The sequence below is a fragment of the Acidovorax sp. CCYZU-2555 genome, assembly GCF_018413525.1.
Lineage (GTDB): Bacteria > Pseudomonadota > Gammaproteobacteria > Burkholderiales > Burkholderiaceae_C > Comamonas.
In genome coordinates this window covers 34972-49817 of sequence record NZ_JAHCDD010000042.1, presented here as the reverse complement: position 1 = coordinate 49817, position 14846 = coordinate 34972, and the positions used below count along the sequence as shown (strand labels likewise).

The window sequence follows — 14846 nt, the reverse complement described above, 5'->3', positions numbered from 1 at the left end:
CCATGCCCGGCGTGCACAAGGTCTGGGACAGCGAAGCCAACATGGTGCTGATCCGCGTGACCGACGCCCCGGGAATCCATGCGCGCATGAAGGCGCGCGGCGTGCTGGTGAAGAATGTTTCGGCCATGCACCCCTTGCTCGATCAATGTTTGCGTCTGACCGTGGGCAGCACGGCCGACAATGCCCTTATGCTTGCCGCACTGGAAGCTTCGATATGACCTCCTCCGCTCTCATTCCCTCCACCGCCGGCGCGCCGCGCACCGCGGAAGTCAGCCGCAACACGGCCGAGACCCGCATCACCGTGCGCATCAACCTCGATGGCACGGGCCAGAACCAGCTCAGCAGCGGCATCGGTTTTCTCGATCACATGCTCGAGCAGATCGCGCGCCACGGCCTGATCGACATGGACGTGCAGTGCGAAGGCGACCTGCACATCGACGGCCACCACACGGTCGAAGACATCGGCATCACGCTGGGCCAGGCCTTTGCGCGCGCGGTCGGCGACAAGAAGGGCCTGCGCCGCTACGGCCACGCCTATGTGCCGCTCGACGAAGCGCTGTCGCGCGTGGTCATCGACTTCTCCGGTCGTCCCGGCCTGCACATGGACGTGAAGTTCACGGCCGGCCGCATAGGCCAGCTCGACACCCAGCTGGTCTACGAGTTCTTCCAGGGCTTCGTGAACCACGCCGGCGTCACCGTGCACATCGACAACCTCAAGGGCTTCAACGCCCACCACCAGTGCGAGTCGGTGTTCAAGGCGTTCGCGCGCGCGCTGCGTGCCGCGCTCGAGATTGACCCGCGTGCATCCACTACCATTCCCTCGACCAAGGGCTCTCTGTGACAATGGGGACGACGGCGCGCTGATGCGCGCTCGAATTCCGTTCCGACAGCTATGAATATGCAAGCAAATACCGTCGCCGTGGTTGACTATGGCATGGGCAATCTGCGTTCGGTCTCGCAGGCCGTCAAGGAAGCCGCCAAGGGAACGGGCTGGCAGGTCGTGGTGACCGCCGACCCCGATGTGGTGCGCTGCGCGGACCGCGTGGTGCTGCCCGGCCAGGGCGCGATTCCCGACTGCATGCGCGAACTCGCGAGTTCCGGCCTGCGCGAGCCCGTGCTCGAAGCCGCGCGCAGCAAGCCGCTGTTCGGCGTCTGCGTCGGCATGCAGATGCTGCTGGATCACAGCGAAGAGGGCGACACGCCCGGGCTGGGCCTGATTCCCGGCGAAGTGCGCAAATTCCAGCTCGAAGGCCGGACCCAGCCCGATGGCAGCCGCTTCAAGGTGCCGCAGATGGGCTGGAATCGCGTGCACCAGAGCCAGCCGCATCCCATCTGGCAAGGCGTGCCCGACGACAGCTTCTTCTATTTCGTCCACAGCTTCTATGCGCAGCCGCTTGCGGCCGCGCATTGCGCGGGCGAGGCCGACTACGGCGGGCGCTTTGCGGCCGCCATCGCCCGCGACAATATCTTCGCCACGCAGTTCCATCCCGAGAAAAGCGCCGACCAGGGCCTGGCCCTGTTTCGCAATTTCCTGCACTGGAAACCCTGATTCCTGTTCCCCGCCGGCCCTGCCGGCAATCTTTCCTCTCCAATCATCATGCTGCTCATTCCCGCCATTGACCTCAAGGACGGCCACTGCGTTCGCCTCAAGCAGGGCGACATGGACCAATCCACCACTTTCGGTGAAGACCCCGGGGCCATGGCCCGCAAGTGGGTCGACGCGGGCGCGCGTCGCCTGCATCTGGTCGACCTCAATGGTGCGTTCGCGGGTGCGCCCAAGAACAATGCGGCGATCAAGTCGATTCTTGCCGAAGTCGGCGGCGAAATTCCGGTGCAGCTGGGCGGTGGCATTCGCGACCTCGACACCATCGAGCGCTACATCGACGCCGGCATGCGCTATGTGATCATCGGCACGGCCGCGGTGAAGAACCCCGGTTTCCTGCAGGACGCCTGCACGGCGTTCGCGGGCCACATCATCGTGGGCCTGGACGCCAAGGACGGCAAGGTCGCCATCGACGGCTGGAGCAAGCTCACGGGCCAGGACGTGATGAGCGTCGGCAAGCGCTTCGAAGACTGGGGCGTCGAGTCCATCATCTATACCGACATCGGCCGCGACGGCATGCTGTCGGGCATCAACATCGACGCCACGGTCAAGCTCGCGCAATCGCTGACGATTCCCGTGATCGCTTCGGGCGGCCTGGCCGGCATGAGCGATATCGAGCAGCTGTGCGCCGTCGAAAAAGAAGGCGTGCAAGGCGTGATCTGCGGCCGCGCCATCTACTCGGGCAACCTCGACTTCGCGGCCGCGCAGGCGCGCGCCGACGAACTCGCAAATGGCTGAAGCGCAGTTCACTGCTGCGGCAGCCGAGTGGCAGGGCCTGCCGGCCATTTGCCTGACGCTGCCCGGCGGTGACAGCGCGCTGGTCGCGCTCCAGGGCGCGCAAGTGCTGTCCTGGATCCGGGGCGGGCAGGAGCAGCTGTTCCTGAGCCCGCACGCGGCCCACGACGGCAGCACGCCCATCCGTGGCGGCATTCCCGTCTGCTTTCCCCAATTCAATCAGCGCGGCCCGCTGGTCAAGCATGGCTTTGCGCGCACGCTCGCCTGGCAGGCCCAGGCCGACGGCGCCCGCGTCGACGGCGACGGCCTGCGGCTCACGCTGCGCCTGCAAGACAATGCGGCGACGCGCGCGGTCTGGCCGCATGCGTTCGCCGCCGAGCTCAGCGTCTGGCTGCAGCCCACGGCGTTGACCGTGAACCTGGCTGTGACCAATACGGGCGACGCTGCGCTTTCCTTCACGGCCGCGCTGCATACCTATCTGCGCGTCGATGACGTGACCGCGACCACGCTGTCGGGCCTCGAAGGGCTGCGTTACTGGGATGCGGTCGAAGATACCCATCCGCAGCAGCAGGGCGCGCTGGGCTTTGGCGCCGAGCTGGACCGTGTCTATCCACGGCCCGCGCAGGCCATGCAGCTCGATGCCGCGGGCCAGCCGCGGCTGCGCATCGCGCAGGACGCGCCCTGGGCCGAGACCGTGGTCTGGAACCCGGGGCCTGAGCTGTGCGCGCGCCTGGCCGATATGCCGGCCGACGGCTATCGGCATATGCTGTGCGTCGAAGCCGCGGCCATCGACACGCCCGTGGTGCTTGCGCCCCAGGGCCGCTGGCAGGCGGCGCAGCGCTTCGAGCACCTGGCCGCTTCTACCGCTGCGCAGTCCGGCGCGTAGCATTCCTTTTACCTTTCTGAGATACCCAGCGCCATGCTTGCCAAACGCATCATTCCCTGCCTTGACGTGACCGGAGGCCGTGTCGTCAAGGGTGTCAATTTCGTCGAACTGCGCGATGCCGGCGATCCGGTGGAAATCGCCGCGCGCTACAACGGCCAGGGCGCGGACGAACTGACTTTTCTCGACATCACCGCGACCAGCGACGGCCGCGACCTGATCCTGCCCATCATCGAAGCCGTCGCCAGCCAGGTGTTCATTCCGCTGACGGTGGGTGGCGGCGTGCGCACCGTCGAAGACGTGCGCCGGCTGCTCAACGCGGGCGCCGACAAGACCAGCTTCAACTCGGCCGCGCTGGCCAATCCCGATGTCATCAATGCGGCGTCGCAGAAATACGGCGCCCAGTGCATCGTGGTCGCGATCGACGCCAAGCGCCGCACGCCCGAAGACGCGCAGCGCGTGGGCGCCAACGGCCTGCCCGTGGGGCCGGGCTGGGACGTCTACAGCCACGGCGGACGCAAGAACACCGGCCTCGATGCCGTGCAGTGGGCCAGCGAAATGGCACGCCGCGGCGCGGGCGAAATCCTGCTGACCAGCATGGACCGCGACGGCACCAAGTCGGGCTTTGACCTGGCGCTCACGCGCGCCGTGAGCGATGCGGTCAGCGTGCCCGTGATCGCTTCGGGCGGCGTGGGCAATCTCGACCACCTCGCCGATGGCGTGCAGCAGGGCGGCGCCGACGCCGTGCTCGCGGCCAGCATCTTCCACTATGGCGAATACACGGTGGGCCAGGCGAAAGAACGCATGGCCGAGCGTGGCATTCCAGTAAGGCTTTAAGCCGCAAATGACAGACAATCAAAGCATGAACTGGCTAGATCAAGTGAAATGGGATGCGCAGGGCCTGGTGCCCGTCATTGCGCAGGAGCACGCCACGGGCGATGTGCTGATGTTTGCCTGGATGAACAGCGAGGCGCTGGCGAAGACGGCGGAACTGGGCCGCGCGGTGTATTTCAGCCGCTCGCGCAACCGCCTCTGGTTCAAGGGCGAGGAATCGGGTCATGTGCAACTGGTGCATGAAATGCGCCTCGACTGTGACAACGACGTGGTGCTGCTCAAGGTGACCCAGCAGGGCCACGAGCCCGGCATCGCCTGTCATACGGGCCGCCACAGCTGTTTCTACAGCGTGCTCAAGGACGGCGTCTGGACCCCCGTGGATCCGGTGCTCAAGGACCCTGAATCCATTTATCGGTGAATGTTTATGACTGCTTCTGACAATTTTTCGGCTTCGAGCGAAGGCGCGCTGGAGCGGCTGGCTGCGGTGATTGAAAGCCGCAAGGCTGCCAATGGCGGCGACCCCGAAAAAAGCTACGTGGCACGGCTCTTGCACAAGGGTCCCGACGCTTTTCTGAAGAAGATCGGCGAGGAAGCCACCGAAGTGGTGCTGGCCGCCAAGGATGCGGACCATGGTGGCGATAAAGCCAAGCTGCTGTACGAGGTTGCCGATCTCTGGTTTCATACGATGATTGCGCTGTCACACTATGGCTTGACGCCCGCCCAGGTGGTCGCCGAGCTCGAGCGCCGCGAAGGCACCAGCGGTCTGGCCGAGAAGGCCGCGCGCAAGGCCTAGCAGTCCACCCCGCAAGAAGGAGATATGCATGCGTGATGACATCGTCGACGTCCAAGTCGTGGATCCCGAGCGCTTCGAAGGCCTCAAGGCCTGGGGCTGGGTCAGCTATGTGCTGCACCTGATCGTCGCCGTGGCCGCGGTCGTGCCCGCCGCCCAGCCCAGCATCGCGTTGCTGGTGATCGCCCTGATCATCGACCTGGTCAAGCGCGGCGATGCCGTGGGCACGTGGCAGGCCAGCCATTTCTCCTGGCGCATACGCAGCGTGATCTGGGCCGGGGTGCTGTACCTCGTCACTGCGCCGCTGTGGTTGCTGCTTTTCTTTCCCGGCTGGATTGCCTGGGCGATCATCTCCATCTGGTTCCTGTATCGCATCGTGCGCGGCATGGTGGCGATGAACAGGAACCAGGGCATCCAAGCCTGATCCACCTGATTTCCGTACGCGGCTGCCCGCCCGCCGCGTTCCATTCACCTGTGTTCCCACTGACATGCACGACCCAGACTGCCTTTTCTGCAAAATCATTGCCGGCCAGATTCCCTCGCGCAAGGTGTACGAGGACGATCAGGTCTTTGCCTTTCATGACATCCATCCGGGTGCCCCTATCCACTTCCTGATGCTGCCCAAAAAGCACATCGCGTCCATGGCCCAGGTGCAACCCGAGGACGCAGGCCTGCTGGGCCACATGCTCACGCTCGCGCCGCGCCTGGCGCAGGAGCAGGGCTGCAATCCGTATCCCGAAGGCGGCTTTCGCGTGGTGGTCAACACCGGCACCGAAGGCGGCCAGGAAATACACCACCTTCATATGCACGTCATGGGCGGACCCCGCCCCTGGTTGAAGGGTTGATGCCGGCTGTGTGACAAAAAGGGCGATTCATCAACGCTTCACGCGCGCCCGTCTAAAATGTTCTGAATTCGTTAGGAGATACTCATGGGTTCCTTTTCCATCTGGCACTGGCTGATCGTGCTGCTCATCGTCGTCATGGTGTTCGGCACCAAGAAGCTCAAGAACCTCGGCTCCGATCTCGGCGGCGCGGTCAAGGGTTTCAAGGACGGCGTCAAGGACGGCGGCACGGATGCAGCCGCAGCGCCTGGCGCTACGCCCGCTCCCGGTCAGGTCGTCAACCAGACCGCGGCTGACAAGACCACGATCGACGTCGAAGCCAAGCACAAGAGCTGAAGCGCCCAGGCGCTGCTTTCATGATTGATATTGGCCTGTCCAAGATGGCGCTGATCGGCGCGGTGGCATTGATTGTCATCGGGCCGGAAAAGCTGCCGCGCGTGGCGCGTACCGTGGGGACCTTGCTGGGCAAGGCCCAGCGCTATGTCGCCGATGTAAAAGCCGAAGTCAACCGCTCGATGGAGCTCGACGAGCTCAAGAAGATGAAGGAATCGGTGGAAGGGGCTGCGCGCGATGTCGAGCAGACCATTCACACCAGTGCCAGCGACTTCGAGAAGGACTGGAACGCCAGCACCGGCGACGGGCTCGATAACGCGTCGCACGACTACTCGTCTTCCTATGACGCAGGGCGTGGCGTGGTACCGGCCTACACCAAGCCGCGCAAGAATTGGCGCATCAAGCGCGCTGCCGTGCCCCAGTGGTACAAGGCGCGCGCAGGTGTGCGCAGCAAGGCACAATCAGGCGCTGCCCGCGTGGCGCGCTTTCGTCCGCAGAAGTTCCGCTAGCCGCCGAGCCCGTTGCAGGGCGGCAGGTCTGGAGCGATGGCGCAGCGCAGGCACCGCGCTGTGTGCGTGCTTTTTTACTGGTCTTTCCGAAAAGTGTCAGGGCCTGAGGGCCTGCAATTCCCACCATGTCAGACATTCCATCCAAAGACGACGAGCTGGCCGGCACCGAGCAGCCATTTGTGCAGCATCTGCTGGAGCTGCGCAATCGCCTGCTTTATTGCATCTACGGGATTGCCTTGGCGGTGGCAATTCTGGCGCTCTGGCCAGGCCCCAACGGGCTGATCGATTTCATCGCCCAGCCGATCAAGGCGCACATGCCGCCGGATGCGAAGCTGATCGCGGTCGGCGTGTTCACGCCGTTCTTCGTGCCTATCAAGGTGCTGGGCATGGTGGGCGTGCTCGCCGTGCTGCCGTGGATCATGTACCAGATGTGGGCCTTCGTCTCGCCGGGCCTGTACAGCCATGAAAAGCGCTTTGCGCTGCCGCTGATCCTGTTCGGCAGCCTGCTGGCCTATGTCGGCATTGCGTTCGTGCAGTTCTTCGTGCTCGACAAGATGTTCGCCTTCATCCAGGGCTTCACGCCCGACAGCGTTGCGGCCACCCCGGATATCGCGTCCTACGTCGAAGCCATTTTGTCGCTCTATCTGGCCTTCGGCCTGGCCTTCCAGGTGCCCATCGTGGTGATGCTGCTGGTGCGCTTCAAGCTCGTCGACATCGCCAAGCTCAAGGCCTTCCGCGGCTACTTCGTGGTGGTGTCGTTCGTCATCGCGGCCGTGGTCACGCCGCCCGATGTGATCTCGCAGCTCGCGCTGGCGATTCCCATGTGCATCCTGTACGAAGTCGGCATCCTGGGCGCGGGCTGGTTCAGCCGCGTGTCGCGCTCGCCTGACAGCGAAGAAGACGAGCCGGCGGCTTCCACGGAAAAATAACCTGCGCAGTTCGCAGACATGAAAAAAGCGGCCGGTGGCCGCTTTTTTCTTTGGTGCCGTCACAACGAACGGCTGCACAAACTATCGGCGTTGCTGGTTGCCGCGCTGTGCCTGGTTGGGGCGCGCCGTCGGTATGACCTTGATCGTGACTTCGCCATCGCCGCGCCGCAGCTGGAAGTCAGCGGCGGTGCCCGGGGTGAGGCTGGCGACCGTGGTCAGCAGTTCGGACACGGTGCGCACGGGCTTGTCCTGGACCTGGAGGATGACATCGCCGGGACGCATGCCGGCCTGGGCCGCGGGGCCGGCCTGCAGCACGCCGGTGACGATCACGCCCGCGCCGGCCTTGACGCCGAAGGTTTCGGCCAATTCAGGCGACAGCTCGTTCGGCTCCACGCCTATCCAGCCGCGCGTGACATGGCCGTCCTTGACGATGCTGTCGAGCACCATCTTGGCCGTGGAGACGGGAATCGCAAAGCCTATGCCCATGCTGCCGCCCGAACGCGAGTAGATGGCGGTGTTGATGCCCAGCAGGTTGCCGTAGACATCGACCAGCGCGCCGCCCGAGTTGCCGGGGTTGATCGCGGCATCGGTCTGGATGAAGTTCTCGAAGGTGTTGATGCCCAGCTGGCTGCGGCCCAGCGCGCTGACGATGCCGCTGGTCACGGTCTGGCCCACGCCGAACGGGTTGCCGATGGCCAGCACCTGGTCGCCGACGTCAAGCTGGTCGGAGTCGCCCAGCACGATGACCGGCAGCTTGTCGAGCGCGATCTTCAGGATGGCCAGGTCGGTCTCGGGGTCGGTGCCGATCACGCTGGCCTTGGCCTGGCGGCTGTCGGTCAGCGTGACTTCGATGTCGTCCGCGCCTTCGACCACATGGTTGTTGGTGAGGATGTAGCCGTCGGGGCTGATGATCACGCCGCTGCCCAGGCCGGTCTGTTCCTGCGTGCCCTGGTCGCCGAAGAAGAACTGGAACCAGGGGTCGTTGCTGCGCGGGTGGCGCACGGCCTTGCTGGTGTTGATGCTCACGACCGCGGGCGCGGCCTTGCGCGCCGCGCCGCTGAAGCTGCCGGGCGCGGGCGTTCCGGCCGGCGTCGCGGGAGCCTCAAGCAAGGCTATGCCGGCGCTGGAACGGGTCATTCCGCCGCGCAGCCAGTCGGGCTGCAGGGTGGCGACGACGAAGTAGGCGGCGACCAATATGGTCACGGCTTGGGAAAACAAAAGCCAAGAGCGCTTCATGAAATCCATCAACAAGGGTCAAACAAGTTGCCATTGTGCTGCAAGGCCTGAGGCTTGCAAGTGCCGACTGCGGATCGGCGAGTAGTGGGGTTGCCCATGCAGGTTAAGTGGAAACCCTAGAATCTGCCATTGACTGCGCCAAGCTGCGTTCACTACGACCCGTTCCATCTGTACGGGCCGCTAGACATTCTTTCCTCACCCAGGCATTGGAAGAACCGGTTGCCGCTCCCCTATCGGGGGTTGCGGCAGCTGCGCTGTCTCGTTGTTGACCCTTTTGCTGCGAATGCCATGACTACGATTGATTACTCCACCGGCAAGGCTTTGCCCGACGGTGCGCCGGCCCGACCGCTGACCAAGAAAGACTACAAGACCCTGGGGCTGTCCGCCCTCGGCGGCACGCTTGAGTTCTACGACTTCGTCGTCTACATCTTTTTCGCCAACGTGCTGGGGCGCCTGTTCTTTCCCGAACAGATGCCCGAATGGCTGCGCCAGCTGCAGACGCTGGGCATCTTTGCCGCGGGCTACCTCGCGCGTCCCCTGGGCGGCATCATCATTGCCCACTACGGCGACATCCTCGGCCGCAAGAAGATGTTCACGCTGTCGATTTTCCTGATGTCGCTGCCGACGCTGGTCATCGGTCTGCTGCCTACTTATGAGGCCATAGGCATTGCCGCGCCGCTGCTGCTGCTCGCGATGCGCGTGCTGCAGGGAGCTGCCATCGGCGGTGAAATGCCGGGCGCCTGGGTGTTCGTTGCCGAGCATGTGCCGCAAAAGCATTACGGCCTGGCCGTGGGCACGCTCACGGCCGGCATCACCGGCGGCATTCTGCTGGGCTCGCTGATCGCCGTGGGCATCAACAGCTGGTACAGCACCAGCGAAATCAATGCCTACGCCTGGCGCATTCCGTTCATCCTGGGCGGCGTGTTCGGCATGGTGTCGGTCTATCTGCGCCGCTTCCTCGAGGAAACCCCGATCTTCAAGGAACTCGCCGAACGCAAGAAGATCGGCCGCGAGCTGCCGCTCAAGACCATCCTGCGCGAACACCGTCCGGCCATCGTGCTGGTGGCTTTGATGACCTGGGTGCTGTCGACGGCCATCGTGGTCGTGATTCTGTTCACGCCTGCATACCTGCAGAAGGTGTTTCAGATTCCCGCCGCGCTGTCGCTGCAGGCCAACGTCGCTGCGACGCTGATGCTGACCATTGGCTGCCTGTTGACGGGCTGGGCCACCGACCGCTTCGGCACCAAGACAGTGATGATCTTCGGCTGGGGCGGCATGACCGTGACCGCCTACCTGTTCTATCTGGGCCTGCCGGGCACGCCCACGTCGCTGATCGCGATGTATGCGCTGGTCGGTTTCTTCGTCGGCTCGATCTCGCTGCTGCCCATCGTCGGTGTGCGGGCTTTCCCGCCTGCCGTGCGCTTCTCGGGTCTGTCGTTCTCGTACAACATGGCCTATGCCGTGTTCGGCGGACTCACGCCGGTGCTGATCAGCGTCGGCCAGCAGTACGACCACCTGTTCCCGGCCCATTACGTGGGCGCGATGGGTCTGTTGGGCGTGGCGCTGGCGTTCTGGCCGCTGTCGTACAAGGGCTGGCAAGTGCGCGACGGCGCGAAATCCTGAGATCTGTCATGCGGGCCTGAGGGCGTGAATGCGACAATCGCGCCATGACCCTCTCGCGACAAGACCTGCTGGGCAGTCTCGACGACCTGCTGCAGCCCCAACGCTTCAAGGACTACGGGCCCAACGGTCTGCAGGTTGAAGGCAAGCCCCGCATCTCCCGGCTGGTCAGTGGCGTCACTGCCAGCCGCGCGCTGATCGAGGCCGCCATCGACCTGCGTGCCGATGCCATTTTTGTCCACCACGGGCTGTTCTGGCGCGGCTATGACGGCCGCGTCACGGGCTGGATGAAGGAGCGTTTGCGCCTGCTGCTGGCGCACGATATCAATCTGTTCGCCTACCACTTGCCGCTGGACGCTCACCCCGAACTGGGCAACAACGCCCAGCTGGGCCTGCGCCTGGGCTGGGAAGGGCAGGGGCGCTTCGGCGAGCAGGAACTCGGCTGGCTAGGCTCCTCGTCCATGGGCGAGGCCAGCGCCGAAGATCTCGCGGCCCATGTGGAGAACGTGCTGGGTCGCACCGCCACCTGCCTGCCCGGCGATGGCCGGCCCATTCGCCAGCTCGCCTGGTGCACGGGCGGCGCCCAGGGCTTCTTCGAGTCCGCGATTGCCGCGGGCGCAGACCTGTTTCTCACCGGCGAAATCTCCGAGCCCCAGGCCCATCTGTCGCGTGAAACCGGCGTGGCTTTCATCGCCGCCGGCCACCATGCGACCGAGCGCTATGGCGCACCCGCGGTCGCCGCGCACATTGCGGCCGGGCACGGGCTGGACCATGTATTCGTGGAAATCGACAACCCCGCCTGAGTTTTGCCAGGCCGGTATTTTTGGAGTCGTTCGTGCTTTCCTTGCCTGATCACATTGCGGCCGCACCGACCGGTCGCAGCATCGCCATCACCCAGGGCGACTGCGCGGGCATAGGCCCGGAAACCATTGCCAAGGCGTTTCGCGACGCCCCCGACGCCCTGCGCGGCTGCTTCATCGTGGGTGAAATCGAGACATTGCGGCGCGCGGCCGCGGTTGTGTTGCAGGGGGGCGACACTTCGCTGCCCGTGGCACTTATCGGAAACCCGGACGAAGCCTGGTCCGTGCCGCCGCGCTGCCTGCCCGTATTGCCTCTGGCCGGCCTGCCCGGGCCCGCGCCCTGGGGGCAGATTTCGCGTGAAGCCGGCGAGGCGGCAGCGCGCTGCGTCGAATGGGCGGCGCAGGCGGCGCTCGAGGGCAGGATCGCGGCGCTGGTGACCGCACCTTTGCACAAGGAAGCGCTGGCGCTTGCGGGCGTGGATTTTCCCGGTCATACAGAGCTGCTGCAGGCCGCGGCCGCGGCGCATGCGGGCGTCGCGCTGACCGACATGCCGGTGCGCATGATGCTGGCCAATGATGAACTGCGCACGGTGCTGGTGAGCATCCATGTCGCGCTGCGCGAGGCGCTGGACGCCGTGACCCAGCCGCAAATCCTGGAGACGCTGCGCATCACCCATTCGGCGCTTGCGCGCACGCTGGGCCGCGCGCCGCGCATCGCGGTCGCCGGGCTCAACCCGCATGCGGGCGAGGGCGGGCGTTTCGGCCGCGAGGAAATCGACACCATCGTGCCCGCGATCGAGGCCGCGCGCGCGCTGGGCATGGACGTGCACGGCCCGTTCGCGCCCGACACGGTGTTCATGCGCGCGCGCAATGCACCGGGTCACCCCCGCGAGTTCGATGTGGTGCTCGCGATGTACCACGACCAGGGCCTGATTCCGGTCAAGTACCTGGGGGTGGAGAAGGGCGTCAACGTGACGCTGGGCCTGCCGCTGGTGCGCACCAGTCCCGACCATGGCACGGCGTTCGATATCGCCGGCCAGGGGATTGCCGATGCGTCCAGCCTGATCGAGGCCGTGCGTATGGCACGACAGCTCGCAGGCTGAAAGCGCTCAGGGCGTCTGGCGGTTCAGGCTGTCGCGGATTTCACGCAGCAAAACGATGTCTTCTGGAGTGGCGGGCGCCGCGACGGGAGCGGGCGGGGCGCTGCGCTTGAGGCGGTTGATCTGCTTGATCATCAGGAAAATGATGAACGCCAGAATGGCGAAATTGACGGCCACGGTGATGAAGTTGCCGTAGGCCAGCACCGGCACGCCCGCCTTGCGCAAGGCGTCGAGCGTGCGCACCGTTCCTTCGGGCACCGTGCCCAGCACCAGGAACAGGTTGGAGAAGTCGAGCTTGCCGAACACCAGGCCGACGACCGGCATGATGAGATCGGAAACGACCGAGTCGACGATCTTGCCGAAGGCGCCGCCAATGATCACACCGACCGCCAAGTCAATCACGTTTCCCTTGACCGCGAATTCGCGGAATTCTTGCATCATGCCCATACGCTCAGCTCCTTTTGAATAAATAAAGATCTGAGTATTGCTTGACTTGCGTCAGTGTCAACGGGCAAACAGCGCATGGAATAACCCCACTCACTCCGCTACAATTTGTAGCTGACCCCCAAATAATAGCGATCTACATCGAGGATCCCCATGAGTGATACTCCAATCGACTCCAGCAAGCGCACGTGGATCATCACGTCGGCCTGTGCTGGTGCGGTGGGCGGCGTGGCAACTGCCGTACCCTTTGTGAGCACCTTCCAGCCTTCCGAAAAGGCCAAGGCGGCAGGCGCGGCAGTTGAGGTGGATATTTCCGCTCTCAAGCCCGGCGAGAAGGTCACGGTGGAATGGCGTGGCAAGCCGGTCTGGATCATCAAGCGCTCGCCGGAGCAACTGGCCGGCCTGCCCGCGCTGGATGCCCAGCTCGCCGATCCCAAATCGGAGCGCAAACCTTCGGAATTGACGCCTGAGTACGCGCGCAACGAGCACCGCTCCATCAAGCCCGAAATCATGGTCGCCGTCGGCATCTGCACCCACCTGGGCTGCTCGCCGGTCGACAAGCTGCAGGCGGGTCCGCAACCCTCGCTCCCCGACGATTGGAAAGGCGGCTTTCTGTGCCCCTGCCATGGTTCGACCTTCGACCTGGCCGGCCGCGTTTTCAAGAACAAGCCCGCGCCGGACAATCTGGAAGTGCCGCCCCACAAGTACCTGTCGGAGACCAAGCTCCTGATCGGTGAAGACAAGGCCTGAGGGAAAACGACATGGCTCACGAATTCAAGGACATCTCTCCGAACGCCACTGCGGGCGCGAAAGTCACGAACTGGTTTGAGAACCGGTTTCCCACGGCTTTCGACGCCTACCGCGTTCACATGTCGGAGTACTACGCTCCGAAGAACTTCAACTTCTGGTACATCTTCGGCTCGCTGGCGCTGCTGGTGCTGGTGATCCAGATCGTGACCGGGATCTTCCTGGTGATGCACTACAAGCCCGACGCCGCCAAGGCGTTCGAGTCGGTCGAGTACATCATGCGCGACGTCCCCTGGGGCTGGTTGATACGCTACATCCACTCGACCGGCGCCTCGGCGTTCTTCGTCGTGGTCTATCTGCACATGTTCCGCGGCCTGCTCTACGGTTCGTACCGCAAGCCGCGCGAGCTGGTCTGGATCTTCGGCTGCGCCATCTTCCTGGCGCTGATGGCCGAAGCCTTCATGGGCTATCTGCTGCCCTGGGGCCAGATGTCGTACTGGGGCGCGCAGGTGATCGTCAACCTGTTCGCCGCGATCCCGTTCATCGGCCCCGATCTGGCGCTGCTGATCCGCGGCGACTATGTGGTCGGTGATGCGACGCTCAACCGCTTCTTCGCCTTCCACGTGATCGCCGTGCCGCTGGTGCTGCTGGGCCTGGTCGTGGCCCACTTGCTGGCGCTGCACGATGTCGGTTCGAACAACCCCGATGGCGTCGAAATCAAGGGGCCTAACGCTCCCAAGGATGAAAAGGGCCGTCCGCTCGACGGCGTGCCGTTCCATCCCTACTACACGGTGCACGACATCCTGGGCGTCTGCGTGTTCCTGTTCCTGTTCTCGGCCGTGGTGTTCTTCGCGCCCGAGTTCGGCGGCTACTTCCTCGAATACAACAACTTCATCCCGGCCGATCCGCTGAAGACGCCGTCGCACATTGCTCCTGTCTGGTACTTCACGCCGTTCTATTCGATGCTGCGTGCGATCACCACGGAGATGATGTACGTGCTGATCGCCTGCGTGGCGCTGGGTGCGGGCTTCGGCGTGTTCAAGTCGCGCCTGCCGTCGGTGGTCAAGGGCGGCGTGGCCATCGTGGCGCTCGTGGCCATCGCGCTGATGCTGTCGATCGATGCCAAGTTCTGGGGCGTGGTCGTGATGGGCGGTGCCGTGATCATCCTGTTCGCGCTGCCCTGGCTGGACCACAGCCCGGTCAAGTCGATTCGCTACCGTCCCGACTGGCACAAGTATGTCTACGCTGTGTTCGTCGTCAACTTCGTGGTGCTGGGCTACCTGGGCGTGAAGCCGCCGTCGCCGGTGTTCGAGCGCATCTCCCAGGTCGGCACGCTGTTCTATTTCGGCTTCTTCCTGCTGATGCCCTGGTGGAGTCGTCTGGGGAGCCCGAAGCCCGTGCCTGACCGCGTGACGTTCAAGCAGCACTGAGCCGGAGAAAA

19 protein-coding genes and 1 pseudogene are annotated in these 14846 nt (G+C 64.4%); 18 read left to right on the top strand and 2 right to left on the bottom strand.

Annotation, left to right across the window (positions count from 1 at the left end; genetic code table 11):
- The 13 genes and pseudogenes from KHY18_RS15645 to tatC all read left to right on the top strand — a co-directional run.
- Window positions 1-218, top strand: a pseudogene (locus tag KHY18_RS15645) (histidinol-phosphate aminotransferase); the annotation flags it as partial.
- Window positions 215-841: an imidazoleglycerol-phosphate dehydratase HisB gene (gene hisB / locus KHY18_RS15640; protein ID WP_213301676.1), complete on the top strand. Its 627-nt coding sequence runs from the start codon at window positions 215-217 to the stop codon at window positions 839-841. The pseudogene KHY18_RS15645 and the gene hisB, both read left to right, overlap by 4 nt.
- A gap of 51 nt (window positions 842-892) precedes the next feature.
- Entirely contained in the window at window positions 893-1549 is a 657-nt protein-coding gene (gene hisH / locus KHY18_RS15635) for an imidazole glycerol phosphate synthase subunit HisH (protein ID WP_213301673.1), read from the top strand.
- A gap of 48 nt (window positions 1550-1597) precedes the next feature.
- Entirely contained in the window at window positions 1598-2341 is a 744-nt protein-coding gene (gene hisA / locus KHY18_RS15630) for a 1-(5-phosphoribosyl)-5-[(5-phosphoribosylamino)methylideneamino]imidazole-4-carboxamide isomerase (protein WP_213301670.1), read from the top strand.
- Window positions 2334-3224: a D-hexose-6-phosphate mutarotase gene (locus KHY18_RS15625; protein ID WP_213301667.1), complete on the top strand. Its 891-nt coding sequence runs from the start codon at window positions 2334-2336 to the stop codon at window positions 3222-3224. The genes hisA and KHY18_RS15625 overlap by 8 nt, the downstream gene beginning before the upstream one ends.
- 33 nt (window positions 3225-3257) lie before the next feature.
- Window positions 3258-4058: an imidazole glycerol phosphate synthase subunit HisF gene (hisF, locus tag KHY18_RS15620; RefSeq protein ID WP_213301664.1), complete on the top strand. Its 801-nt coding sequence runs from the start codon at window positions 3258-3260 to the stop codon at window positions 4056-4058.
- A gap of 7 nt (window positions 4059-4065) precedes the next feature.
- On the top strand, window positions 4066-4473 hold the full coding sequence (hisI, locus tag KHY18_RS15615; RefSeq protein ID WP_213301661.1) for a phosphoribosyl-AMP cyclohydrolase: 408 nt from the start codon (window positions 4066-4068) through the stop codon (window positions 4471-4473).
- Window positions 4474-4479: 6 nt separating this feature from the next.
- Window positions 4480-4848: a phosphoribosyl-ATP diphosphatase gene (locus KHY18_RS15610; RefSeq protein ID WP_213301658.1), complete on the top strand. Its 369-nt coding sequence runs from the start codon at window positions 4480-4482 to the stop codon at window positions 4846-4848.
- A 28-nt stretch (window positions 4849-4876) separates the two neighbouring features.
- Window positions 4877-5269 carry a DUF4870 family protein gene (locus KHY18_RS15605; protein WP_213301655.1) on the top strand — a complete coding sequence of 131 codons (393 nt, stop codon included), beginning with the start codon at window positions 4877-4879 and terminating at the stop codon, window positions 5267-5269.
- A 64-nt stretch (window positions 5270-5333) separates the two neighbouring features.
- Complete coding sequence (locus KHY18_RS15600; RefSeq protein WP_213301652.1) at window positions 5334-5690, top strand: histidine triad nucleotide-binding protein; 357 nt, start codon at window positions 5334-5336, stop codon at window positions 5688-5690.
- Between the two features lie 84 nt (window positions 5691-5774).
- A complete protein-coding gene (gene tatA / locus KHY18_RS15595; protein WP_213301649.1) occupies window positions 5775-6023 on the top strand; it encodes a Sec-independent protein translocase subunit TatA in 249 nt (82 codons plus the stop codon).
- A 20-nt stretch (window positions 6024-6043) separates the two neighbouring features.
- The gene (gene tatB / locus KHY18_RS15590; protein WP_213301647.1) at window positions 6044-6529 is read left to right on the top strand and encodes a Sec-independent protein translocase protein TatB; all 486 of its coding nucleotides are present in this window, start codon (window positions 6044-6046) and stop codon (window positions 6527-6529) included.
- A gap of 125 nt (window positions 6530-6654) precedes the next feature.
- Entirely contained in the window at window positions 6655-7458 is an 804-nt protein-coding gene (gene tatC, locus KHY18_RS15585) for a twin-arginine translocase subunit TatC (RefSeq protein ID WP_213301644.1), read from the top strand.
- Between the two features lie 81 nt (window positions 7459-7539).
- Here tatC and KHY18_RS15580 read toward each other — a convergent pair whose 3' ends face one another.
- The gene (locus tag KHY18_RS15580) at window positions 7540-8694 is read right to left on the bottom strand and encodes a Do family serine endopeptidase (RefSeq protein ID WP_213301641.1); all 1155 of its coding nucleotides are present in this window, start codon (window positions 8692-8694) and stop codon (window positions 7540-7542) included.
- A 288-nt stretch (window positions 8695-8982) separates the two neighbouring features.
- On the opposite strand from KHY18_RS15580, the gene KHY18_RS15575 reads away from it, so the two are divergent.
- The 3 genes from KHY18_RS15575 to pdxA are packed head-to-tail and all read left to right on the top strand — an operon-like array spanning window position 8983 to window position 12217.
- Entirely contained in the window at window positions 8983-10317 is a 1335-nt protein-coding gene (locus KHY18_RS15575) for an MFS transporter (RefSeq protein WP_213301638.1), read from the top strand.
- A gap of 44 nt (window positions 10318-10361) precedes the next feature.
- Window positions 10362-11117, top strand: a complete 756-nt coding sequence (locus KHY18_RS15570) for a Nif3-like dinuclear metal center hexameric protein (RefSeq protein ID WP_213301635.1) — start codon at window positions 10362-10364, stop codon at window positions 11115-11117.
- A 41-nt stretch (window positions 11118-11158) separates the two neighbouring features.
- Window positions 11159-12217 carry a 4-hydroxythreonine-4-phosphate dehydrogenase PdxA gene (gene pdxA, locus KHY18_RS15565; protein ID WP_249729156.1) on the top strand — a complete coding sequence of 353 codons (1059 nt, stop codon included), beginning with the start codon at window positions 11159-11161 and terminating at the stop codon, window positions 12215-12217.
- A 6-nt stretch (window positions 12218-12223) separates the two neighbouring features.
- Here pdxA and mscL read toward each other — a convergent pair whose 3' ends face one another.
- Window positions 12224-12661: a large conductance mechanosensitive channel protein MscL gene (gene mscL / locus KHY18_RS15560; RefSeq protein WP_213301633.1), complete on the bottom strand. Its 438-nt coding sequence runs from the start codon at window positions 12659-12661 to the stop codon at window positions 12224-12226.
- Window positions 12662-12811: 150 nt separating this feature from the next.
- Between mscL and petA the strand changes: the two genes are divergently transcribed.
- Window positions 12812-13408 (top strand): ubiquinol-cytochrome c reductase iron-sulfur subunit, encoded by a 597-nt coding sequence (gene petA / locus KHY18_RS15555; protein ID WP_213301631.1) that lies wholly within the window; start codon window positions 12812-12814, stop codon window positions 13406-13408.
- An 11-nt stretch (window positions 13409-13419) separates the two neighbouring features.
- A complete protein-coding gene (locus tag KHY18_RS15550; protein WP_213301629.1) occupies window positions 13420-14835 on the top strand; it encodes a cytochrome b in 1416 nt (471 codons plus the stop codon).
- Window positions 14836-14846 lie beyond the last annotated feature (11 nt).

Coding starts and splice junctions, on each gene's coding strand:
- hisB (WP_213301676.1), top strand. CDS start 215: ATGACCTCCTCCGCTCTCATTCCCTCCACCGCCGGCGCGCCGCGCACC.
- hisH (WP_213301673.1), top strand. CDS start 893: ATGAATATGCAAGCAAATACCGTCGCCGTGGTTGACTATGGCATGGGC.
- hisA (WP_213301670.1), top strand. CDS start 1,598: ATGCTGCTCATTCCCGCCATTGACCTCAAGGACGGCCACTGCGTTCGC.
- KHY18_RS15625 (WP_213301667.1), top strand. CDS start 2,334: ATGGCTGAAGCGCAGTTCACTGCTGCGGCAGCCGAGTGGCAGGGCCTG.
- hisF (WP_213301664.1), top strand. CDS start 3,258: ATGCTTGCCAAACGCATCATTCCCTGCCTTGACGTGACCGGAGGCCGT.
- hisI (WP_213301661.1), top strand. CDS start 4,066: ATGACAGACAATCAAAGCATGAACTGGCTAGATCAAGTGAAATGGGAT.
- KHY18_RS15610 (WP_213301658.1), top strand. CDS start 4,480: ATGACTGCTTCTGACAATTTTTCGGCTTCGAGCGAAGGCGCGCTGGAG.
- KHY18_RS15605 (WP_213301655.1), top strand. CDS start 4,877: ATGCGTGATGACATCGTCGACGTCCAAGTCGTGGATCCCGAGCGCTTC.
- KHY18_RS15600 (WP_213301652.1), top strand. CDS start 5,334: ATGCACGACCCAGACTGCCTTTTCTGCAAAATCATTGCCGGCCAGATT.
- tatA (WP_213301649.1), top strand. CDS start 5,775: ATGGGTTCCTTTTCCATCTGGCACTGGCTGATCGTGCTGCTCATCGTC.
- tatB (WP_213301647.1), top strand. CDS start 6,044: ATGATTGATATTGGCCTGTCCAAGATGGCGCTGATCGGCGCGGTGGCA.
- tatC (WP_213301644.1), top strand. CDS start 6,655: ATGTCAGACATTCCATCCAAAGACGACGAGCTGGCCGGCACCGAGCAG.
- KHY18_RS15580 (WP_213301641.1), bottom strand. CDS start 8,694: ATGAAGCGCTCTTGGCTTTTGTTTTCCCAAGCCGTGACCATATTGGTC.
- KHY18_RS15575 (WP_213301638.1), top strand. CDS start 8,983: ATGACTACGATTGATTACTCCACCGGCAAGGCTTTGCCCGACGGTGCG.
- KHY18_RS15570 (WP_213301635.1), top strand. CDS start 10,362: ATGACCCTCTCGCGACAAGACCTGCTGGGCAGTCTCGACGACCTGCTG.
- mscL (WP_213301633.1), bottom strand. CDS start 12,661: ATGGGCATGATGCAAGAATTCCGCGAATTCGCGGTCAAGGGAAACGTG.
- petA (WP_213301631.1), top strand. CDS start 12,812: ATGAGTGATACTCCAATCGACTCCAGCAAGCGCACGTGGATCATCACG.
- KHY18_RS15550 (WP_213301629.1), top strand. CDS start 13,420: ATGGCTCACGAATTCAAGGACATCTCTCCGAACGCCACTGCGGGCGCG.